11 protein-coding genes are annotated in these 24061 nt (G+C 64.7%); 4 read left to right on the top strand and 7 right to left on the bottom strand.

Annotated features, from left to right (window positions below; translation table 11 throughout):
* Nucleotides 1-13: 13 nt before the first annotated feature.
* The 5 genes from fusA to NTH_RS19300 form a co-directional block, all read right to left on the bottom strand.
* Nucleotides 14-2104, bottom strand: a complete 2091-nt coding sequence (gene fusA, locus NTH_RS19320) for an elongation factor G (protein ID WP_338531545.1) — start codon at nt 2102-2104, stop codon at nt 14-16.
* A 30-nt stretch (nt 2105-2134) separates the two neighbouring features.
* Nucleotides 2135-2605 (bottom strand): 30S ribosomal protein S7, encoded by a 471-nt coding sequence (rpsG, locus tag NTH_RS19315; RefSeq protein WP_338531544.1) that lies wholly within the window; start codon nt 2603-2605, stop codon nt 2135-2137.
* 60 nt (nt 2606-2665) lie between these two features.
* Nucleotides 2666-3037, bottom strand: a complete 372-nt coding sequence (gene rpsL / locus NTH_RS19310; RefSeq protein ID WP_036480279.1) for a 30S ribosomal protein S12 — start codon at nt 3035-3037, stop codon at nt 2666-2668.
* A 557-nt stretch (nt 3038-3594) separates the two neighbouring features.
* Nucleotides 3595-8034, bottom strand: a complete 4440-nt coding sequence (locus tag NTH_RS19305) for a DUF7507 domain-containing protein (RefSeq protein WP_338531543.1) — start codon at nt 8032-8034, stop codon at nt 3595-3597.
* A gap of 278 nt (nt 8035-8312) precedes the next feature.
* The gene (locus NTH_RS19300; RefSeq protein ID WP_338531542.1) at nt 8313-11624 is read right to left on the bottom strand and encodes a DUF7507 domain-containing protein; all 3312 of its coding nucleotides are present in this window, start codon (nt 11622-11624) and stop codon (nt 8313-8315) included.
* 937 nt (nt 11625-12561) lie between these two features.
* Between NTH_RS19300 and NTH_RS19295 the strand changes: the two genes are divergently transcribed.
* From NTH_RS19295 to NTH_RS19280, 4 genes are all read left to right on the top strand, one after another.
* A complete protein-coding gene (locus NTH_RS19295) occupies nt 12562-12843 on the top strand; it encodes a transcriptional regulator (protein ID WP_338531541.1) in 282 nt (93 codons plus the stop codon).
* 236 nt (nt 12844-13079) lie between these two features.
* Entirely contained in the window at nt 13080-14510 is a 1431-nt protein-coding gene (locus tag NTH_RS19290; RefSeq protein WP_338531540.1) for a PTS galactitol transporter subunit IIC, read from the top strand.
* Complete coding sequence (locus tag NTH_RS19285) at nt 14507-15010, top strand: PTS sugar transporter subunit IIA (protein ID WP_338531539.1); 504 nt, start codon at nt 14507-14509, stop codon at nt 15008-15010. Before NTH_RS19290 ends, NTH_RS19285 begins: the two co-directional genes overlap by 4 nt.
* Nucleotides 15007-15294 carry a PTS sugar transporter subunit IIB gene (locus NTH_RS19280; protein WP_338531538.1) on the top strand — a complete coding sequence of 96 codons (288 nt, stop codon included), beginning with the start codon at nt 15007-15009 and terminating at the stop codon, nt 15292-15294. Before NTH_RS19285 ends, NTH_RS19280 begins: the two co-directional genes overlap by 4 nt.
* Nucleotides 15295-15396: 102 nt before the next feature.
* Here the strand turns inward: NTH_RS19280 and rpoC are convergent, their stop codons facing one another.
* Nucleotides 15397-19602, bottom strand: coding sequence for a DNA-directed RNA polymerase subunit beta' (gene rpoC / locus NTH_RS19275; protein ID WP_338531537.1), 4206 nt, complete (start codon nt 19600-19602; stop codon nt 15397-15399).
* Between the two features lie 149 nt (nt 19603-19751).
* On the bottom strand, nt 19752-23891 hold the full coding sequence (rpoB, locus tag NTH_RS19270) for a DNA-directed RNA polymerase subunit beta (protein WP_338531536.1): 4140 nt from the start codon (nt 23889-23891) through the stop codon (nt 19752-19754).
* Between the last annotated feature and the right edge of the window lie 170 nt (nt 23892-24061).

The following is a 24061-nucleotide window of genomic DNA, read 5'->3' as shown; positions in this document are numbered from 1 at the left end:
GAACCCGGCAGGATCACGCGTATTTCTTCTGTATTTCCTGAGCCACCGCGGTCGGCACCGGCTCATAATGGTCGAACTGCATCGTGTACTGGGCCCTGCCCTGGGACATCGAGCGCAGATTGTCGACGTATTTGAACATGTTGGCGAGCGGCACCATGGCGTTGATCACCGTGGCGATGCCGCGGGCCTCCGTGCCCTGGATCTGGCCGCGCCGCGAGTTCAGATCGCCGATCACGTCGCCGACATAATCTTCGGGCGTGACCACCTCGACCTTCATGATCGGCTCGAGAAGCTGGGCCCCGGCCTTCTGGGCACCTTCGCGGAACGCCGCGCGGGCGGCGATCTCGAAGGCCAGAACCGACGAGTCGACATCGTGATAGGCGCCGTCGATGAGAGTCGCCTTGACGCCCAGCATCGGGAAGCCCGCGATCGGACCGGACGACAGAACGCTCTCGATGCCCTTCTGCACGCCGGGAATATATTCCTTCGGAACCGACCCGCCGACGATCTTGGATTCGAACACGAAATCCTCGCCTTCCGGGTTGGGCGCGAAAACGATCTTCACGCGGGCGAACTGGCCCGAACCGCCGGACTGCTTCTTGTGCGTGTAGTCGATCTCGGCTTCCCGCGTGATGGTCTCGCGGTAGGCAACCTGCGGCGCGCCGACATTGGCCTCGACCTTGAACTCACGCTTCATGCGGTCGACCAGAATGTCGAGATGAAGCTCGCCCATGCCGGCGATGATGGTCTGACCGGACTCTTCGTCCGACCGGACGCGGAAGGACGGATCCTCGGCGGCAAGGCGGTTGAGCGCCAGGCCCATCTTCTCCTGGTCGCCCTTGGTCTTGGGCTCGATCGCGATCTGGATGACCGGATCGGGGAATTCCATGCGCTCCAGGATGACCGGCTTCAGCGGATCGCAAAGCGTGTCGCCCGTCGTTGTCTCCTTGAGGCCGGCCAGGGCGACGATGTCGCCGGCATAGGCCACTTCAAGATCGGAGCGCGAGTTGGAATGCATCTGCAGCATGCGGCCGATGCGCTCGCGCTTGTCTTTGACCGTGTTCTGCAGGCCGACGCCCTTGTTCAGCAGGCCGGAATAGATGCGGCAGAAGGTGAGCGAGCCGACGAAGGGATCGTTCATGATCTTGAAGGCCAGCATGGAGAGCGGCTCTTCGTCCGACGAATGGCGTACCACCTCGCTCTCGGTCTTCGGGTCGATGCCCTTGATCGGAGGAACTTCCAGCGGCGAGGGCAGAAAGTCCACGACGCCGTCCAGAAGCGGCTGAACGCCCTTGTTCTTGAAGGCCGAACCGCAGAACATCGGGAAGAACTTGACGTCGATCGTGCCCTTGCGGATGAGCTTGCGGATCTCGTCGTTGCCCGGCATCTCGCCCTCGAGGTAACGCTCCATCGCGCCCTCGTCCATCTCGACGGCGGCCTCGATCAGCTTCTCGCGATACTCTTCGGCCTTGGCCTGCATATCGGCGGGAATGTCGAGAACGTCCCAGGCAGCGCCCAAATTCTCGGACTGCCAGATGAGCGCCTTCATCTCGATCAGGTCGATGACGCCTTCGAACTCGCTCTCCGCACCAATTGGCAACTGCATGATGACGGCCTGCGCGCCGAGGCGCGTCTTGACCATCTCGGCCGAGCGGTAGAAGTCGGCGCCGATCTTGTCCATCTTGTTGCAGAAGATCATGCGCGGGACGTGATACTTGTCCGCCTGGCGCCACACCGTCTCGGTCTGCGGCTCCACGCCGGCATTGGCGTCGAGCAGCGCGATAGCGCCGTCGAGCACGCGCAGCGAACGCTCGACCTCGATGGTGAAGTCCACGTGTCCGGGCGTGTCGATGATGTTGAAGCGGCGCTTCTTGCCGTCGCGGCCCTGCCAGAAGGTGGTGGTGGCAGCGGAGGTGATCGTGATGCCACGCTCCTGCTCCTGCTCCATCCAGTCCATCGTCGCGGCGCCGTCATGGACTTCGCCGATCTTGTGGGACTTGCCGGTGTAGAACAGAATGCGCTCGGTCGTCGTGGTCTTGCCGGCGTCGATATGCGCCATGATACCGAAATTGCGGTAATCTTCGAGCTTATATTCGCGGGACATCTTACGTACCTCTTCGATCCGGTTCCGGCGCTACCAGCGATAGTGCGAGAACGCGCGGTTGGCCTCGGCCATCTTGTGCGTGTCCTCGCGCTTCTTGACAGCGGTGCCGCGGTTGTTGGCCGCATCCATGAGCTCGCCGGAAAGGCGCTCGATCATGGTGGTCTCGTTGCGGTTGCGCGCGGCGGTGATCAGCCAGCGGATGGCCAGCGCCTGGCGGCGCTCGGGGCGCACATCGACAGGCACCTGATAAGTGGCGCCACCGACACGGCGGGAGCGCACTTCCAGATGCGGCGCGACGTTGTCGAGCGCCTGATGGAAGACCGTGACGGGCTCCTGCTTGGCCTTTTCCTGAACCTGGTCCAGGGCGCCGTAAACGATCCGCTCGGCGGCGGACTTCTTGCCGTGGAACATGACGGCATTCATGAATTTGGTCACAACCACGTCGCCGAATTTCGGGTCCGGGTTGATCTCGCGCTTTTCTGCACGGTGACGTCGGGACATCTTCTTCGTCTCTCACCTTCAAGGCCCGGCGCAAAACAAAAGCGCCGAAGCCGGAAAACCCTACTTCGGACGCTTCGCGCCGTATTTGGAGCGGCGCTGCTTGCGGCTTTTCACACCCTGCGTGTCGAGCACGCCTCGGATGATATGATAGCGCACGCCGGGAAGATCCTTCACGCGGCCGCCGCGGATCATCACCACGGAGTGCTCCTGAAGGTTGTGGCCTTCGCCCGGAATGTAGCCGATCACCTCGAAGCCGTTTGCAAGCCGGATCTTCGCCACCTTGCGCATGGCCGAGTTCGGCTTCTTTGGCGACGTCGTATAAACGCGCGTGCAAACGCCCCGCTTCTGCGGGTTGGCCTGCATGGCGGGAACCTTGTTACGCTTCACCGGCGCCTGGCGCGGCTTGCGGATCAACTGGCTTACGGTCGGCATTAAACCTTCCCTCGTTACAAATCATGGTCTCAGTCGAACGGGGACCGTTCGTACGAAAACAGACGATCCATGCGCGAATTCGGGCATCAACCGCTTTTCTGGCGGTCTTGCCCGAACAAAGCAGAGGAAGCGGAAGCCGCTTCATGCGCCGGATAGTCTGTCGCTCGTTAAAACGAACCCTGTTTGAGGCAAACTCCAGAGCGTGTCGCTCCGGAAAGGAAAGCCTCACATCGGCTCAGACGAGGCGGGTATTACTCGCAACGCCGGAAACCGTCAACCCCGTCGGGCAATTATCTTGCGCCGGGCTCCGGGAATTTCCGCGCGATGGCGCCCGCGCCGCGGCGCGGCAGCGTCAACGCGGCCCTGCCGGTGGCATATGGTGCCGCGGCCGGGAAGAACCAGGCCGGCACAGCGGCCGGCCTGGCAGAAATTGCGCGCCTTACGGCGGCGCGCCCTTCTTCGGGCGAATCGCCCTGCCGGTTGGCGTGATTCCATTGCCGAAGCGTGCGTCACGTTGGCCTTCTCCCCGGCGCTGCCGGGGAGAAGGCGGTGTGGGCTCACTTATACAGCGCCGGCGTCTGCCCCCTTCGGTTTCGCGTTCTGTCCGGGTTTGCGGTCTGGACGCGGGTTTCGATGTGGAGGGTGTATTTGGGGGCGGACTGCTTCCAGCGGTGCTGGATGAGCTTGCGGACGGCTTTGGTGCGTTTGGCGGCGGTTCTGCGGTCGGTGCCCTGGTCGATATAGGCAAGGCGCAGGGTCGAGGGCTCGGCCGACAGCAGCGCGATGAGCTGGCCGAGGCCCTGCTCCCATTCGGGCCTGAGCGCGGTCGAGCCGGGCTCGAAGGCCTCGGCCGTCAGGTCGAGCCGCACCAGGCGGCCGATGGCGGCCGCGAAGTTGAGGCGCGAGGCCTTGCCGGCGGTCAGCCGCACCGTGCGCGGGTTCTCGCTCACCATCCGGTAGCCGGTCGGCAGGGTGCGCGGGTCGAGCTTCATGATGAAGGTCGAACCGATCCGCTGGTCGGGCAGGTCGGCGCAGGCCACGTGGAAGCGGCCGTGCCTGTCGGTGGTGATCAGCAGCCCGCTGACCGTCGCCACCCGGACGCCCGGCAGCCCGCGCTCGCCGTCGTCCTGGTAGCCGTTGCGGTTGGCATCGTCGAACACCTTGCCGATGACGTCGCCGCAGTCGAACACCGGCTCGACCACCACCTCGACGGTCGCCGTGGCGTCGCGGGTGAGCGGGCGGCCATTGGGGGCCAGCACCCGCGCCCGGTTGACATATTTGCCGGGCTTGGCCGAGGCGCTCGCGACCAGCGACAGTTCGATCACCGTGTCCGCATCGGCGGCGATGGTCAGGTCCTTGAAGGTGAGGAACTGGCCCTCGACCTCAGGCGCGAAGGCAACCCCGTCGACGCTGGCCGAGCCTTCAAGGAAGGCGAAGCCGGACGGCATCTGGTCGACCACCGTGCCGGTCGCCGCCCCGTCGGTGAGCGAGCGCACGGTGATGGTGTAGGGCACGCGCCCGCCGCGCATGACCTGTTTCTGCCGTGCCGTCTTGGTGATGGCAAAGCCCGGCAGGGTCAGAACCGCCGAGGCCGGCGGCGAGACTACCTCACCCCCGTCGCGGGCCGCGCGGCCGGTGGCGGCGGCCTCGTTGACCACGCCTTCCTCGACGCCCAGCACATGGTCGAGGTCGGCCTCGGCCAGGCTGTAGGTCGCGGTGAAGACCTGGGCTTGCCCCGGCGCAAGGCGCACCGGCCCCGGATCGAAGGAAGACAGGCTGCCGGCCGGCGCATGGCCGTCAAAGCGCGGGCCGGGATCGGACGGGGTGACGTCGTCGACGGTCACATTGCCGGTGTTCTCCACGGTGAAGCTATAAAGGATCCCCTCGCCCGGATCGGCGAAGCCGTTGCCGTCGGCATCGTCGATGATGCCGGACTTTTCCAGCGCCAGCACCGCGTTCTGCGGCAAAAGCAGCACCGTCGGATCGTCCGGTTCGCCGTCGCCCTCGGGATCGGCATTGGCGGCCTCGGCCGGATCGTCGGACATGTCCGTCACCGCATCGCCATTGGGGGCGGACCCCGAAACGACCGCCACCGCATCGAGGCGCCCGGCGTCGATGTCGGCCTGGGCCAGCGGATAGGACGAGGCGAAGGTGACGGCATCCTCCGCCCCCGGCGCCAGGCTGGCCAGCGTGCCGCCCACCGGCACCAGGGCCAGCGGCCGGATCGCCGCCGCCGAGGCGGGCGCGGCGTCCTTGAGCTCCACGTCGAACGAAGGAATGGTGATGTTCGACAGCGTCACATTGCCGGTGTTCCTCACCGTGAAGCGGTAGGCCACGGCCTCGCCGGCATCGGGGAAACCGTCGCCGTCGGCGTCGACCACAGAACCGGTCAGCTCCAGTTCGATGGCCGGGTTGGGCGCGAACGGGATCACCGTCTGATCCCCCGGCACCCCCTCAGGCGGCCGTGACACCGCCGTCACGTCGTCGCCATTCGGCGCCTTGCCGTTCACGGTGGCGACATTGGCGAAGGAGCCTGAATCGATGTCGGCCTGCGTGATCACGTAATGGCCGGTGAAGCTCGTCGCATCCACCTGCCCGGGCGCAAGGCTGATCGGACCGCCGGTCACCTCCGCCCGGTCGTCCTCCACCGTCACGTCATGCACCGTCACATTGCCGGTGTTGGTGACCGTGAAGGCATAGACCACCCGCTCCCCCGCATCCGCAAACCCGTCGCCATCCGCATCCTCCAGCGTCGCTTCCTTGACGAGATCCGTTTCCGCCCGCGGCTCCAGCGGCGTCACCGTCGAGTCGCCGGGGCTGCCGCCCGGCGGATGCGACAATGCCTGGGCCCGCGCGCCTTTCGGCGACACACCCGAAGCCTCCGCCACATTTTCGACCTCACCCGCGTCGAGATCAGCTTGGGTGACCACGTAGATGCCGGTGACGGTGGTCGCATCCACCTGCCCCGGCGCAAGCGTGGCGATCGGACTGCCCGACACCGTCGCCCGGCTGTCGGTCACCGTCACATCGGTGAGCGTGACGTTGCCGGTGTTCGTCACCGTGAAGGCGTAGCGTATGGTCTCCCCGGCATCGGCACTGCCATTGCCGTTGGCATCCTCGAGCGAGCCCGCCTTCTCGACCGCCAGCGAAGGATCCTCGGCAATGTCGAAGCGGGAACTGTCGCCCGGATTGCCACCAGGCGGACGTGAGCGGGCCGTCACGTCGTGTCCCTCGGGGTCCTTGGCATTGGCCTCGGCGACGTTCTCCACGCCGCCGGCATCGACGTCCTGCTGCGTCACCGTATAGGTGGCCGAGAAGGTGGAGTTATCCACGGCCCCCGACCCGAGGCTTGCGATAGGCCCGCCCTGGATCGTCACCTTGTCGTCCGTCACCATCACGTCCGTCAGCGTGACATTGCCGGTGTTGGTGACCGTGAACGTATAGGCGAGGGTCTCGCCCGCATCCATGCGGCCATTGCCGTCGGCGTCGATATGCTCGGCCTCCTTGACGACGTCCATGGAGCCCGCGGCCGGCAGGTCGGTCACCGTCGCGTCTCCTGGCGCACCACCGGGCGGGGCCGACTGCACGCTCACCGTATCGCCATCAGGGTCGCGCGCGGAAGTTGTCGCCACGTTCGAGACTTCGCCCGCATCGAGATCGGCTTGCGACAATATCCGAGTGGCGGTGAAGGTGGTCGAGTCGATCGCGCCAGGGGCGAGGCTGGCAATTGGCCCCCCCGAGACCGTTGCCGCCGGATCGTCGATCGTGACGTCCGTCAGTTCCACGTCGCCGGTGTTCTCCACGACGAATGCATACTCGATGGTTTCGCCCAAGTCCGGATGGCCGTTGCCATCGGCGTCGTTGAGAGACGAGGTCTTGGTCGTCTGCAGCGATGCCCGCCGCGTCGTGTCCGTAGCCGTGCTGTCACCCGGCGTCGGATCGATGGTGTCATCCGGCACGGTCATTTGGACCGTGTTGACCAGATCGCCGGAAAAGTCCGCCGGGATGGTCATCGTCAGCGTATAGGTCACGCTTGCCCCGGCAGGAAGGTCGACGAGCTCCCCGACGATCCCGCCTGTTCCGCTCGCATTCCGGCAGGCGCCTCCGCCCGCACCGGCACAGGTCCAGCTTGCGTCGCTGATCCCCGCCGGCAACGGGTCGTCGACCTGGGCGCTCTCGGCACCAAACGGGCCGTTATTGACCACGGTGATCTGGTAGACGACGTCCTCGCCGGCCAGGTAGGCTTCCTGGCCATCCGATTTCGTTATGGAAATGTCGGCTTCAAAAGCCAACGACGACGTAACGCACTTGAAGCCGTCATTATTGCCGGAGCCTGGAGAATTGGACAGTAGCGTGGCCTTGCCCGATGTCAGATTGAACTTGAAGAAGCCATGGCCGCTGTTGGCGGAACCGTAAACGGCACCGGGCGCGCCAAACATGGCTCCGTAGACGTCAGCGGGCGCCTGGGTGGGCCCGACTGTCGTGACCGTGCCTGTCGCAGGATCGATGGAGATGAGGACGTTCGATTCGACGCCATAGAGCAGGCCATCCGACCAGGCGATGTCGCCAACCCCCACGGAGCGGCTCAAAGGGATCGACGTTGCCGAAACAGAGCCTATATCGACGATATACAGCCTGTTGGTGATGATGTTGCCGGTCCCGTAATAGGTTCCGTCCGGGGCAATGTCGCCGGCGATGAGATTCGGATCTGGAGATAGGCCCGATATGACGCCAAGGTCATCCGTCTGCCCGTTCGCGCCGATACGATGAAGCCTGCCGGCGCCTATGCCGTACCCGTAATTATCGGCAGGATTGTAGGCGCTCGCATTGTAGCCTGCGGAAGACGTTCCTTCATTGATGAAGGTGAAGGGATTCACCGATTTGTTGATCCTCAAGAGCGAGGTGGGCGAGCCCTGGGTCAGCCACATTCTGTCGTCGCAGGTGCCGAAATCAGGCAGCGTGCTTTGCGCTGCGGCATCCGAAGCGGCGACCGCCATAAGGACGAGTGCGATCGCCCGAAAGGGAGAGTGTCGTTTCCTGGCGAACCGACTCTTCAGGAATTCGCGTGGACGTGGAGGCCGAGTTGGCATTTAAATTTTCCCTATCTGTCTGTGGCGGTTGCGGAATGCCGCGACATGATGATTTGAAGATGCGACTCCGATCGGAGATGAATCGACCACCATGCGATCGCTATCATGGTCGGTCGTGCAGGCGCAGGGCAGGACGTGTACGCTTACGGTAAACCCATTGGCGGCATTGCCGGCGGGCTCGATGCTCAAGGCCCGGCGACGGCCCCGCGATCGCCGATCGGGCCCCTTCCCGCTGGCCTGCCCGTCTCGATGCTTGTCTCGATGTCGAGGGGGTATTTGTTTCCGGCCTGTTTCCAGAGCTTGTCGATTGCGGCGCGGAGGGTTCGGGTTCTGGCCTTGGCGGTGCGCCGGTCGGTGCCCTGGTCGATATAGGCAAGGCGCAGGGTGGAGGGCTCGGCGGCGAGCAGGGTGACGAGCCGACCGAGGCCTGCCTGCCATTCGGGCCGCAGCCGGGCGGAGCCGGGCTCGTAGGCGGCCTCGGTGAGGTCGAGGCGGACGATGCGGCCGAGGCTGGCGGCGAAGTTCAGGAGGCTCGCCTTGCCGGCCGTCAGCCGGACCGTGCGCGGGTTCTCGCTCACCATCCGGTAGCCGGTCGGCAGGGTGCGCGGGTCGAGCTTCATGATGAAGGTCGAGCCGATGCGCTGGTCGGGCAGGTCGGCGCAGGCCACGTGGAAGCGGCCGTGCCTGTCGGTGGTGATCAGCAGCCCGCTGACCGTGGCCACCCGGACGCCCGGCAGGCCGCGCTCGCCGTCGTCCTGATAGCCGTTGCGGTTGGCATCGTCGAACACCTTGCCGATGACGTCGCCGCAGTCGAACACCGGCTCCACCACCACCTCGACGGTCGCCGTGGCGACCGGCGTCAACCGCTCTCCGCTTGGGCTCTCCACCCATGTGCGGTTGACGTATTCTCCCGGTCCCGCGGCGGCGGATACCGTGAGGCTCAGCCCGATTTCGATCTCGGCCTCGATCGCTCCGGCCTCGACATTGGGCGACAGAGGGACATTCTCGAATGTCAGCCGCCGCCCGTCGACCCGTGGCGCAACCACCGTCCCGTCGATTGTCGCGGAACCCTGCACGAAGGCGAACCCGGCCGGAATCTCATCGACGACATTCACCACCGAGGCACGAAGCAGGCCGGACATCCGCACCCGGATCGTGTACGGTACCCGCTGGCCTCGCTGAACCTGCACGAAAGCCGCCGTCTTGCCGATCTCGAAGTCCGGCTCGCTGAAGATGTCGACAACCGACCACGCCTCGGCCGATTCAACGGGCTGGCCCATCGGATCCGTGCCTTCGGCCGTCGCCGTGTTGCGGATGCCGTTCTCCACCGTCTGTACATTGGCGATGTCCTCGCCGCTCATCCTGTAGGCAGCCGCGAAGGTCTGGCTTGCCCCTGGCGCCAGGTCGGCAGAAGCCGGCGTGAAGTCCGACAGGCTGCCCGTTCCCGCTTTGCCGTCGAAGAGCGGGCCGGCATCCTTCGGCGCCACGCTCGCCAGCGTCACAGTGCCGGTATTGGTGATCGCAAATTCATAGACAATCTCGTCTCCGGCATCGATGGCTCCATTGCCATTGGCGTCCCGGTATTCCCCCGTCTTGACGAGGGAAAGGTCCGGGCTGCCTTCCATGATGATCACCGCCTGTGCCGTATCTTCGACGGAATGGCCGTCGGGAGCCGTGCCGGTCACGGTAGCCGTATTCGACACCCGGCCGGCATCCACATCCGCCTGCGTCAGCGGGTAGCTGGCAGTGAAGGTGCCGCCGTCGGCCTCTCCGGGCCTCAGGCTGGCGATCGGCCCGCCCGACACCGTCACGCCCGGATCGTCAAGGCTTACGCCCGTCAGCGTTACATTGCCCGTATTCGTCACGGTGAAGCTGTAGGCGATGTGATCGCCCACATCGGCGATGCCGTTGCCGTTCGTGTCGACATGGGCGGCGATCTTCTCGAGAGCGATCCTTTCGTTCGCAGCCAGAACCAGGGATTTGCTCCCCTCGCCGGTGACGGTATCGCCGCCGGGCGTCAACCCCGTCGCCGTCGCCGTGTTTTCGATCCTTCCCGCGTCGACATGCTCCTGCGTGAGATCGAGCGTCGCCGTAAAGGTCGTGCCGTCGCTGCCGCCCGGCGCCAAGCTGGCGATCGGACCACCCGACACGGTGGCGTCCGGATCTGTCACCACGACGTTGGACAGCGTTACATTGCCCGCATTCGTCACCACGAAGGTATAGTCCACGCGGTCGCCCGCATCGATGATGCCGTTGCCGTTGGCATCGACGTAGTCGCCGTTCTTCTCCAGGCGCAGCTTTCCAGCGGCCTCCGCGGGCACCGTCGCGCTGTCCCGGGCAATGACGGACGTGCTGGCGGGACCGTTGCCCGACACCGTCGCCGTATTCAGATAGACGCCGTTGTCGACATCGGCCTGCGTTACCACATAGGTCGCCGTGTAGGTCGTGTCGTCCGTCTCTCCTGGCGCCAGGCTGGCGATCGGACCGCCCGATACCGTTACGCCCGGGTCGTCCAGGGTAACGTCCGTCAGCGTCACATTGCCCGTGTTCGTAACGGCGAAGGTGTAGGTGAGCGTCTCCCCCGCATCCAGCGCCCCGTTTCCATTGTCATCGGAAATCTCGCCCTCCTTATGGAGCGAGAGCCTCAGAATCCTCTCCAGAACGACTGTGACGCTCGCCTCGTCGTCGACGGGAACGCCACCCACGGAAGTGCCCGCCGCCGACGCCGTGTTCTGCACGCGGCCCCCGTCGATATCCGCCTGCGTCAGAGTATAGCTCGCCGAGAAAGCCGTGCTGTCGGACACTCCCGGCGCCAGGTTGGCGATCGGACCGCCGGACACCGTCACCCCGGGCGTCGTATCGTTCACCGTAATGTCCGTCAGCGCCACATTGCCCGAATTCGTCACCGTGAACGTGTAGAGTATCTCATCTCCCGCATCCGTGACGCCGTTGCCGTTCGTGTCGACGGGCGTGCCGGCCTTGTCGAGACGGATTGCCGGCGTTTTGGGGATGGTCACCTCGGTCGGACCCTCGCCGGCATCGGCCGCCGCGCTGGAATAGGCGCTCATCTCGCCGATGGTGGGGGAAGTTCCAACGCCCACGGCCTGGTTCGTCAGCCGCCCCACCTCGATATCCGCCTGCGTCAGCGCGTAGGTGGCAGTGAAGGTCGCCTTCTCGCCGGGCTGCAAGATACCCTGCGGAGAGGAGCCGCTATTGGAAACGAAGCTTGGTCCGGTCGTCAGGGAAAGAGGGGTTCCGTCGCCGCGCTCGAGGATGTCCTCGCTGATCCTCACATCGGTCAGCGTCTCGATGCCGGTGTTTTCGATGGTCATCGTGAAGGTGACCGGCTCGCCCGCCGAGGTGCCGTCTAGCGTGGCCGTCTTGATCATGTCGAGCGGCGAGACGCCAAGGGCGAAATTCGTTGCACAGTTGCCGGAGGTATGCTGCGGCTTGATTGTCAGCGTTTCCTGCGTGCCGCTCGCCGTAAAGACCAACACACGATGAGCCCATTGCTGAGTATAAGGCGTGACGAATGTCTGAGGCTGCCCATTGACGGTCGCAACGAGTCCTTCGCATGGGTCATATTGGCGACTTCCCTCAAGTACTCCCCAAGGCGCGACAAAGAATGGAATCCTGTATTCCCGCCCCGGGACAAGTCCGGTTATCGTCGTGCCGATCTCCTCGATCCAATGGGCCCCAGGGCCGGAGAAGTTCTCGACAAACACCATATCGGTGAAGGTATCGTCTCCCGTCGGCAGAACCGGGATTGGAGCGTCATCCCACGGCAGGCTGCCCGCTAAACCGTTGACGTCCGAGCAGTCGGGAGTGTTCTGAACGATGTACCATCCAGCCGGCGTCGTGTTCCATCCGGGCACGCAGGGCGCCGTTGGCGCAATGCTCTGGGCCTGCGCCACCTGCGGAGCGATCGCCAGAAAAAACCCGGCCAGCAACAATCTGAAAAGCGTCGCGCGGACCGTGGGCCCACCGGACGAATGGCGCCGCCGGCCGAGGGCTCCGGCGCGCATCTTCTCACGAGGTGCCGTGAAGGAAGCGAGCAAGACTTGAAGCAGGTTGGACATGGAATCCCCATTGCGCCGTTGGTGTCGCGGTGAAGGCCCGATGCCGGGCAACGCGGTTACTGTCGAAGGACGCAACGTGGCGGTGGCCCGCTGGCAGGCGGGACGGCCGCGAACCGACTCGAGGCCGGGTACAGACTTGCGAGCACCGATAGGTAGCATTCCGCGCGCCTATCAGTGCCCAAACGGTATCGTTACGGTAAGAGCGGGGTTCGAGCGCGCCCTTCCAAGGGGTCGGGAAAACCCCTTCTTGCGCACAGGGAAACGGGTGGCCCGCTGGCCGGGCGCCGGGTCGGCGATCTATAAGAGAGGGCGGTGAGCCGTGACCACGCAGAATCACAGGATCAGGAATCAACCCATGAATGACGATGAAGAACGCCCCGTCACCATCATAACCGGGCGCGTGTGGCGCGAAGCCGGCGCCGAAAGCGAGGGGGTGCACGTGATGCTCGTCGCCCCCGATGACGACACCGCTGTGCGCATGGCGCTGGAGGCGCTCGCCCAGGAAGGCTACGCCGAAGCCGAACTCGACCAGATCGGCGACATGGAAGGCGCGCCCGAGGAGGAGCCGCACCTGTCGGCCTGGCAGGGCGCCACCGAGGGCGAGATTGCCATCGTCACCTTCGAGGAGCCCGCCTGAGGCGCGCCCTCCCCGCCTGCGCGGCCTCCTCCGGCAGCCCGATTGACAGGGCGGGCGCGGCAGGCATAACTTATGTTTAGAACATGCAACAATTGTTCTGACGCATTTGCGGTCGGGTGGGGTTACCCGACGTTCGCAGATGCGGAAACACAAGATGGAGCGTCCCTGTGTAGCGTCCGAACGGACGCACGGCGCTCTGGCGCAAGCGGAGGCCCAGGCCTTCGGGGGAGGAAGAAATGGATGCGTTTCTAAGCGGCCTCAAGGCGGCCGTCGACACTTTGGGCGCCACGGTTTTGCTGCCCATCGTCATTTTCGTCATCGCCGTCGTTCTCGGCGCCCGTGTGGGCAAGGCGTTCCGCGCCGCCGTCACCATCGGCGTCGCCTTCATCGGCATCAATCTGGTGCTGGGCCTGATGCTGGGCTCCATCGGCGATGTGGCCCAGGCCATCGTCACCAATACCGGGATTCAGCGCGACATCGTGGATGTCGGCTGGCCGTCGGCGGCGGCCATTGCCTTCGGCTCGTCGGTCGGGCTATGGGTGATTCCCATCGGCATCGCCGTCAACATCGTCCTGCTTCTGACCCGGCTGACCCGGACGCTGAATGTGGATGTGTGGAATTTCTGGCATTTTGCCTTCATCGGCTCGCTTGCCGTGGCGGCTACCGGCAGCCTGGTCTACGGGCTTGCGATCGCCGCGCTGATGGCGGCGCTGGCGCTGCTGTTTGCCGACTGGTCGGCGCGCGCGGTGCAGAAGTTCTACGGCATTCCGGGCGTCTCCGTCCCGCATCTGGCATCCGCGCAGATCCTGCCCATCGCCATCGTGGTCAATTGGGCGATCGAGCGCATCCCAGGCCTCAACAAGGTCGAGATCAGCACCGAGACCATCGAGCGCCGCTTCGGCGTTTTCGGCGAGCCGGTCGTCCTCGGCCTGATCATCGGCCTCGTGCTCGGCGCGATCGCATATTACAATGCGGGCGACTTCGGCACGGTCCTGTCGAAGGTGCTGCAGACCGGCATGACGCTGGCCGCCGTGATGCTGCTTCTGCCGCGCATGGTCAAGATCCTCATGGAGGGCCTGCTGCCCGTTTCGGAGGCAGCCCAGGAATTTGTGCGCAAGCGGACGGGCGACCGCGAACTGCTTGTCGGGCTCGATTCGGCCATCCTGATCGGGCACCCGGCGGCAATATCGTCGTCGCTCATCCTGGTTCCGATCGCCATCGTCCTGTCGATCATCCTGCCCGGCAACCGGGTCATCCTGTTTGCCGATCTGGCGGTGATTCCCTTCATCGTCGCCATGACGGCGCCGCTCCTGCGGGGCAACGTCTTCCGCATGGTGATCGTCGGCACCGTCACGCTGGTGCTTGGCTTCTATGTCGCCAACGCGCTGGCGCCCCTCTTCACGGACGCTGCGGTCGCATCGGGCTTCGAGATGCCTGAAAACGCGGTCCAGATCACCTCGGTGGTCGACGGCTTCCTGTGGATCTCCTACGCCGTCATCGCCGCCATCCGCAGCTTCGGCGCCGCCGGGCTGGCGCTGCTGGCCCTGCTGATCGCCGGCAGCTTCTGGTTCTACCGCCGCAACATGGCGGCGTGGGAACGGGCGGCCGGTGCCGAGGACGGCGACGGCGAGGTTCCCGTGCCCGCCGCCACGAAGGCCCCCGCATGAGCGCGAGCCTCGTCCAAGAGCTCGACCCCGAGGCCATATTGCTCGGGGTCGAGGCCAATGACCGGGAGGAGGTGATCCGTCTCCTGGCCGGCAGGCTGGAAAGGCTCGGCTATGTCAAGCCGAGCTTTGCCGAGGCGGTGGTCGAGCGGGAACGGAAGCTGCCGACCGGACTGCCGCTCGGCCGGCAGGTCAATGTCGCCGTGCCTCACACGGATCCGGTGCACGTGCTCAAGCCGGGCGTGGCGCTGGCGACCCTTGCGGCGCCGGTCGATTTCGCCAATATGGAGGATGCCGGAGAGGCCGTGCCAGTCGGCGTCGTCTTCATGCTGGCGCTCAATCACAAGGATCGGCAGATCGAAATGCTGCAAGCCGTCATGGCGGCCATCCAGGCCCCAGAAACGGTCGAGCGGCTGATTGCGGCGGGATCGGTCGCCGAAATCCGCGGTCTGCTCGGCACGCGATCGGGCACACGGTCCGAGACAATGGGAGAAAGCCAATGAGCATCAGGAAGCGCGTCCTGTTTTCCTGCGGAACGGGCATCGCCACTTCGACGGTCGTATCCAACGCCGTGGTCGAAGCGATGAAAGAGCGCGGGATCGAGATCGATGCTCGCCAGTGCAAGGCGACGGAGGTCCGCTCCGAGCTGAGCGGGATCGACCTCGTCGTCTCCACCACGCAGCTTCCCGACGATCTGGGCGTGCCCCACATCACCACCCTCGCCTTCCTGACGGGCATGGGAAAGGCCGAAGCGCTGGACAGGATCGAAACCGAACTGCGCCGCTGAGGGTTTCCACCAGCCCGCCCGGGGCAGGTGGGCAACAGGTTTCGCCAATGAAAAAGCCGCCGGGAGAGCCCGGCGGCTTTTTCTGTTCAGCAGGACCGCGCGTTACTCGGCCGGTCCCGAAGTCTCCGACATGTCGGCCAGCACCGGATCGGCCATCTGGGCGCCCGACTCCTTGCGGCGTTCGTCGAGGATCAGGTCGTCGCGCGAGCGGGCGATGCGCCGGATCTGGCTCATCGCGCCACCTGTACCGGCCGGGATCAGACGGCCGACGATGACGTTCTCCTTGAGACCCTGGAGCGAGTCGATCTTGCCCGCCACGGCGGCCTCCGTCAGCACCCGCGTCGTCTCCTGGAAGGAGGCGGCGGAGATGAAGGACGGCGTCTGCAGCGAAGCCTTGGTGATGCCGAGCAGCACCGGCTGGCCTTCGGCCGGCTTCTTGCCCTCTTCCACCAGGCGGTCGTTGATCTCGTCGAACTCGATCTGATCGACGTGATCGCCCGGGATATAGGTCGAATCGCCCTGGGCGGTGATCTCGACCTTCTGCAGCATCTGGCGAACGATCACTTCGATGTGCTTGTCGTTGATCAACACGCCCTGCAGCCGGTAGACCTCCTGGATCTCGTTGACGAGGTAGGAAGCAAGCGCTTCCACGCCCTTGATCGCCAGGATGTCGTGCGGTGCCGGGTTGCCGTCCAGGATGTAGTCGCCCTTCTCGATGACGTCGCCGTCCTGGAGATGGAACGGCTTGCCCTTCGGGATGAGATACTCGACCGGCTCCAGCGTCGCATCATGCGGCTCGATGATGATGCGGCGCTTGTTCTTGTAGTCGCGGCCGAAGCGCACCGTGCCGTCGATCTCGGCGATGATGGCGTGGTCCTTCGGACGGCGTGCCTCGAAGAGTTCGGCCACCCGCGGCAGACCGCCGGTGATGTCCTTGGTGCGCGCGCTCTCGGTCGGGATACGGGCCACGACGTCGCCGGGCGCCACCTTGGCGCCGGGCTCCACCGACAGAACCGTCTCCACCGAAAGCAGGAAGCGTGCATCGCCGCCGCGGGCGAGCTTTGCGACCTTGCCCTTGGAATCGAGGATGGTGAGCGCCGGCTTCAAGTCCGAACCGCGCGGCGTCGAGCGCCAGTCGATGACTTCGCGCTTGGTGATGCCGGTGGATTCGTCCGTCGTCTCCTGCACGGAGACGCCGTCGACCAGATCTTCGAAGGCGACCGTGCCTTCCACCTCGGTCAGCATCGGGCGGGTATACGGATCCCACTCGGCGATGCGCTGGCCGCGCTTCACCTTGTCGCCCTCGTCCACGAAGATGCGCGAACCATAGGCCACGCGGTGCGAAGCGCGCTCGGCGCCGCTCTCGTCGTGGATCAGCACCGCCATGTTGCGCCCCATGACGACCAGATGGCCGTCCGAGTTGCGCACCACGTTGCGGTTGCGGATCTTGACCGTGCCCTCGAAGGAGGCTTCCAGGAACGACTGGTCGACCACCTGCGCCGTACCGCCCATGTGGAAGGTGCGCATGGTGAGCTGGGTGCCCGGCTCGCCGATCGACTGGGCCGCGATGACGCCCACGGCCTCGCCGATATTGACCGGCGTGCCGCGTGCCAGGTCGCGGCCGTAGCAGACCGCGCAGACGCCGCTGCGCATCTCGCAGGTCAGCGCCGAACGGATGCGCACCGTCTGGATGCCGGCCTTCTCGATAGCCTCCACGTCACGCTCGTCGATCAGCGTGCCGGCCTTGACGATGACCTCGTCGGTGGCCGGGTTGACCACGTCGTCCAGGGACGTGCGGCCCAGCACGCGCTGGCCGATGGATGCGACCACCTGGCCGGCGTCGACGATGGGCTGCATCGTCAGGCCCTTGTCGGTGCCGCAATCCGGCGTGACCACGATGCAATCCTGCGCGACGTCGACGAGACGGCGCGTAAGATAGCCCGAGTTCGCGGTCTTCAAGGCGGTGTCGGCCAGTCCCTTGCGGGCGCCGTGGGTGGAGTTGAAGTACTCCATCACGGTCAGGCCTTCCTTGAAGTTCGAGATGATCGGCGTCTCGATGATGGAGCCGTCGGGGCGGGCCATCAGGCCGCGCATGCCGGAGAGCTGGCGCATCTGGGCGGGCGAACCACGCGCGCCCGAATGCGACATCATGTAGACCGAGTTCATCGGCTTCTGACGGCCGTTCTCGTCGAATTCGATCGCCTTGATGCGCTTCATCATCTCGTCGGCGACCTTCTCGGAGCACTTGGCCCAGGCGTCGACGACCTTGTTGTACTTTTCGCCCTGGGTGATCAGGCCGTCATTGTACTGCTGCTCGTATTCCTTGGCGAGCGCCTCGGTCTCGGCAACCAGCTTGATCTTGGCGTCGGGGATCAGCATGTCGTCCTTGCCGAACGAGATGCCGGCCCGGCAGGCATGGCTGAAGCCGAGCTGCATGACGCGGTCGCAGAAAATGACCGTCTCCTTCTGACCGCAATGGCGGTAGACGGTGTCGATCATCTTGGAGATGTTCTTCTTGGTCATCTCCTGATTGCAGATGTCGAACGGCACATTCACGTTCTTCGGCAGCAGTTCGCCGATGATCATGCGGCCAGGCGTCGTCTCGTGGATCTGCGAGACCGGCTTGCCCTCGGCATCGACCGTCTTGAAGCGTCCCCTGATCTTCGTGTGCAGCGTGACGACCTTGTTTTCCAGCGCATGGTGCAACTCGCCCATGTCCGCGAAAACCATGCCCTCGCCCGGCTCGTTCTGGTTCATGATCGACAGGTAGTAGAGACCCAGGACCATGTCCTGCGACGGCACGATGATCGGTGCGCCGGAAGCCGGGTGCAGGATGTTGTTGGTCGACATCATCAGGACGCGGGCTTCAAGCTGCGCCTCGATCGACAGCGGCACGTGCACGGCCATCTGGTCGCCGTCGAAATCGGCGTTGAAGGCGGTGCAGACCAGCGGGTGAAGCTGGATCGCCTTGCCTTCGATCAGCACGGGCTCGAAAGCCTGGATGCCCAGGCGGTGCAGCGTCGGCGCGCGGTTCAGAAGAACCGGATGCTCGCGGATGACCTCGTCGAGGATATCCCAGACCTCCGGCTTTTCCTTCTCGACTAGCTTCTTGGCCTGCTTGACGGTCGAGGAGTAACCCTTGGCGTCGAGGCGGGCATAGATGAAGGGCTTGAAGAGCTCGAGCGCCATCTTCTTGGGCAAGCCGCACTGGTGCAGCTTCAGTTCGGGACCCGTCACGATGACGGAACGGCCCGAATAGTCGACGCGCTTGCCGAGCAGGTTCTGCCGGAAACGGCCCTGCTTGCCCTTCAGCATGTCGGACAGCGACTTCAGCGGGCGCTTGTTGGCGCCGGTGATGACGCGGCCGCGGCGGCCGTTGTCGAACAGCGCATCGACTGCTTCCTGAAGCATGCGCTTCTCGTTGCGGATGATGATGCCCGGCGCGCGCAGCTCGATCAGCCGCTTCAAGCGGTTGTTGCGGTTGATCACGCGGCGGTAAAGGTCGTTCAAATCCGACGTCGCGAAGCGGCCGCCGTCGAGCGGCACGAGCGGGCGCAGGTCCGGCGGGATGACCGGGACGATCTTCATGATCATCCATTCCGGGCGGTTGCCCGAATCGATGAAGTTCTCGACCACCTTCAGCCGCTTCAAGAGCTTCTTCTGCTTCAGTTCGGAAGTCGTCGAGGCAAGCTCGGAGCGCAGGTCGCCCGCGATCTTGTCGAGGTCCATGATCTCGAGCAGATGGTGAATGGCCTCCGCGCCGATCATGGCGGTGAAGGAATCCTCGCCATACTCGTCGACGGCCATCATGTACTCCTCTTCGGAGAGGAGCTGGTTTTCCTTGAGCGCCGTCAGGCCGGGCTCGGTCACGATGTAGTTCTCGAAGTAGAGAACGCGCTCGATATCCTTGAGCGTCATGTCGAGCAGGGTGCCGATGCGGCTGGGCAGCGACTTCAGGAACCAGATATGGGCGACGGGCGCGGCCAGTTCGATATGGCCCATACGGTCGCGGCGAACGCGGCTCAGCGTGACCTCGACGCCGCACTTCTCGCAGATGACGCCCTTGTACTTCATGCGCTTGTATTTGCCGCACAGGCACTCATAGTCCTTGATGGGACCGAAAATGCGCGCGCAGAACAGGCCGTCACGCTCGGGCTTGAACGTGCGGTAGTTGATCGTCTCCGGCTTTTTGATCTCGCCGAACGACCAGGACAGGATCTTTTCGGGACTGGCCAGCGAAATCCGGATGGAATCGAAGGTCTGTGCCGGCGCCTGAGGGTTGAACAGGTTCATGACCTCTTGGTTCATGCCGATCTCCTTTACGGGACTCCTCGTCCCTTCATCAATCTGCCGTCGTGGCGGGCGCCCAGCGGGCCGATGGCCTTTGTCTGCTGGTCGCCGCGTCCGCGACGCGGGTCCGCTGCGCCGCGGCCTTCAAGCCGCGGCGCAATCGCATGTTATTCGGCTGCGTCCGGCAGCTGCTGAAGCCCTTGGTCGACCGGGGCGGCGTTCTCCAGCTCGACATTGAGGCCCAGCGAGCGCATCTCCTTGACCAGCACGTTGAAGCTCTCGGGAATGCCTGCCTCGAACGTGTCGTCGCCGCGCACGATGGCCTCGTAGACCTTGGTGCGGCCCGCCACGTCGTCCGACTTCACCGTCAGCATCTCCTGCAGCGTATAGGCGGCGCCATAGGCTTCCAGGGCCCAGACCTCCATCTCGCCGAAGCGCTGGCCGCCGAACTGCGCCTTGCCGCCCAGCGGCTGCTGGGTGACGAGCGAGTACGGCCCGATGGAGCGGGCATGGATCTTGTCGTCGACCAGATGGTGCAGCTTGAGCATGTAGATGTAGCCCACGGTGACCTGCCGGTCGAAAGCCTCGCCCGTACGCCCGTCGTAGAGCGTGACCTGGCCGCTGGTTTCCATGCCGGCTGCCTCGAGCATGTCGTTGACGTCCGCCTCATGCGCGCCGTCGAAGACCGGCGTGGCGATCGAGACGCCCCGCCGCATCTGCTCGGCCAGCTTGATGACGCTGTCATCGTCATAGTCGCGCACCGGCTCGTTGCGCTCGTTGGCCGGGATCAGGCCCTCGATGGTCGTGCGCAGCGGCTTGATGTCGCCCTTTTCGTTGTAGGAATCGATCAGGTCGCCGATCTGCTTGCCCATGCCCGCGCAGGCCCAGCCCAGATGGGTCTCCAGGATCTGCCCCACATTCATGCGGCTCGGCACGCCGAGCGGGTTCAGCACGATGTCCACATGGGTGCCGTCCTCGAGGAACGGCATGTCCTCGATCGGCATGATGCGCGAAACGACACCCTTGTTGCCGTGGCGGCCGGCCATCTTGTCGCCGGGCTGCATCTTGCGCTTCACCGCGACGAAGACCTTGACCATCTTCATGACGCCGGGCGGCATCTCGTCGCCGCGCTGGACCTTCTCGACCTTGTCCATGAAGCGCTGCTCCAGCGCCTTCTTGGATTCGTCGTACTGGGCGCGCAGCGCTTCGAGCTCGCTCTGCAGCTTCTCGTCCTCGAGGGCGAACTGCCACCACTGCGAACGGGGATAGCCGTCGAGGACCTCGGCGTCGAGCTTGCCGCCCTTCTTGAAGCCCTTCGGACCGGCGATCGCCTCCTTGCCGATCAGCATGTCGGAAAGACGCGCATAGACGTTGCGGTCGAGGATCGACTGCTCGTCGTCACGGTCCTTGGCGAGCCGCTCGATCTCCTCTCGCTCGATCGCCATGGCGCGCTCGTCCTTCTCCACGCCGTGGCGGTTGAAGACGCGCACCTCGACCACCGTGCCGTAGGTGCCGGGCGGCATGCGCATGGAGGTGTCGCGCACGTCGGAGGCCTTCTCGCCGAAGATGGCGCGCAGGAGCTTTTCTTCCGGCGTCATCGGGCTCTCGCCCTTCGGCGTGATCTTGCCGACCAGAATGTCGCCCGGCTGCACTTCCGCGCCGATATAGGTGATGCCGGCCTCGTCGAGGTTCTTCAGCGCTTCTTCCGAAACGTTCGGAATGTCGCGCGTGATCTCTTCCGGACCGAGCTTGGTGTCGCGCGCCATGACCTCGAACTCCTCGATGTGGATCGAGGTGAAGACGTCATCGCGGACGATGCGCTCGGACAGGAGGATGGAGTCCTCGTAGTTGTAGCCGTTCCACGGCATGAAGGCGACGAGCACGTTGCGGCCGAGCGCCAGATCGCCAAGGTCGGTCGACGGACCGTCGGCGATGATGTCGCCCTTGTTGATCAGGTCGCCCACCCGCACCAGCGGACGCTGGTTGATGCAGGTGTTCTGGTTGGAGCGCTGGAACTTCATCAGCCGGTAGATGTCGACGCCCGATTGCGAGGCGTCCACGTCTTCCGTCGCGCGGATGACGATACGGGTCGCATCCACCTGATCGACCACGCCCGTGCGGCGGGCGGCGATGGCGGCGCCTGAATCACGGGCCACGATCGGCTCCATGCCGGTGCCGACGAACGGCGCCTCGGCGCGCACCAGAGGCACGGCCTGACGCTGCATGTTCGAGCCCATCAGAGCGCGGTTGGCATCGTCGTTCTCCAGGAACGGGATGAGCGCGGCGGCGACGGAGACGAGCTGCTTCGGCGACACGTCCATCAGGTCCACGTTCTCGCGCGGCGCCATCAGCACTTCGCCCGCATGGCGGCAGATCACGAACTCGTCGGTGAAGGAGCCGTCCTTGTCGAGCTGGGCATTGGCCTGCGCGACGTAGTGCTTGGCTTCTTCCATGGCCGACAGATACACGACCTCGTGCGAGACCTTGCCGTCGATGATCTTGCGGTACGGGCTCTCGATGAAGCCGTACTTGTTGACCCGGGCGAAGGTGGCGAGCGAGTTGATCAGACCGATATTCGGGCCTTCCGGCGTCTCGATCGGGCAGATGCGGCCGTAATGGGTCGGGTGCACGTCGCGCACCTCGAAGCCGGCGCGCTCGCGCGTCAGACCGCCGGGGCCGAGCGCCGACAGGCGGCGCTTGTGGGTGATCTCCGACAGCGGGTTCGTCTGGTCCATGAACTGCGAGAGCTGCGAGGAGCCGAAGAACTCGCGCACGGCGGCGGCCGCCGGCTTGGCGTTGATCAGGTCCTGCGGCATGACCGTGTCGATCTCGATCGACGACATGCGCTCCTTGATGGCGCGCTCCATGCGCAGGAGGCCAACGCGGTACTGGTTCTCCATGAGCTCGCCGACCGAGCGCACGCGGCGGTTGCCGAGATTGTCGATGTCGTCGATCTCGCCCTTGCCGTCGCGCAGCTCGACCAGCGTCCTGACCACCGCGATGATGTCCTCCTTGCGCAGGACGCGGACGGTGTCCGGGCAGTCGAGCTCGAGCCGCATGTTCATCTTCACGCGGCCGACGGCCGACAGGTCGTAGCGCTCGGGGTCGAAGAACAGCGAGTTGAACATCGCCTCCGCCGTCTCCAGCGTGGGCGGCTCGCCCGGACGCATGACGCGGTAGATGTCGAACAGAGCGTCCTGGCGGCCCTCGTTCTTGTCGGCCACCAGCGTGTTGCGGATGTAGCCGCCGATATTGACGTGGTCGATATCGAGAAAATGAACCTCGGTGGCGCCCGTCTCGAGCAGCACCTTCAGCGTCTTCTCGTCGATCTCGTCGCCGGCTTCCAGGAAGATCTCGCCGGTTTCCGGATTGACGATGTCCTCGGCAAGATAGTTGCCGAGCAGATCTTCCTCGGTGGCCCGGATCGCCTTCAGGCCCTTCTCGGCGAGCTGACGCGCCTGGCGGGCGGTGATCTTCTTGCCGGCCTCGACGACGACCTCGCCGGTGTCGGCGTCGATCAGGTCGACGCTGGCCTTCATGCCGCGGAAACGGTCCGCGGCGTAAGGCACGCGCCAGCCTTCGCCGTCACGGACATAGGTCATCTGCTCGTAGAAGGTCGACAGGATCTCTTCGCTGTCCATGCCGAGCGCCATCAGAAGCGACGTCACCGGGATCTTGCGCCTGCGGTCGATGCGGGCGTGCACCACGTCCTTGGCGTCGAACTCGATGTCGAGCCACGATCCGCGATAGGGGATCACGCGCGCCGCGAACAAGAGCTTGCCCGAGGAGTGCGACTTGCCCTTGTCGTGGTCGAAGAAGACGCCCGGCGAACGGTGCATCTGCGAGACGATCACGCGCTCGGTGCCGTTGATGATGAAGGTGCCGTTGGACGTCATGAGCGGCATGTCGCCCATGTAGACGTCCTGCTCCTTGATGTCCTTGATCGACTTGGCGCCCGTGTCCTCGTCGATATCGAACACGATCAGGCGCAGCGTCACCTTCAGCGGCGCCGCGTAGGTGAGATCGCGCTGACGGCATTCTTCCACGTCGAATTTCGGCGCCTCGAACTCGTAGGAAACGAATTCGAGCATGGCCGAGCCGGCGAAGTCGGATATCGGGAATACCGACTTGAACACCGCCTGAAGCCCCTCGTCGCCGCGCCCGCCTTCGGGCTCCTCGACCATGAGGAACTGATCATAGGATGCTTTTTGAACCTCGATGAGATTCGGCATCTCCGCAACTTCCGGAATCTTCCCGAAAAACTTGCGTACGCGCCTGCGACCGTTGAATGTCTGGGTCTGGGCCATCGTCGCTCCTTGCCTGCCTTGCCTGGCTTGCCTGCCAACATCTAAGGGCCGTCACGTGGACGACCAATCCAAACGGGCAAAAAACCCGTTTCCTAAAAGCCGGTTCCGGCTCTCAGGAAATAGGTTTTCTCGCCTTGCATCCTGGCCCGGCCCGCCGGAAAACCGGCGGG

This window comes from Nitratireductor thuwali (genome assembly GCF_036621415.1).
In the GTDB taxonomy this organism is placed as follows: domain Bacteria; phylum Pseudomonadota; class Alphaproteobacteria; order Rhizobiales; family Rhizobiaceae; genus Chelativorans; species Chelativorans thuwali.
The sequence above is the reverse complement of the archived record's forward strand: the minus strand, read 5'-3'. Positions and strand labels throughout refer to the sequence as shown.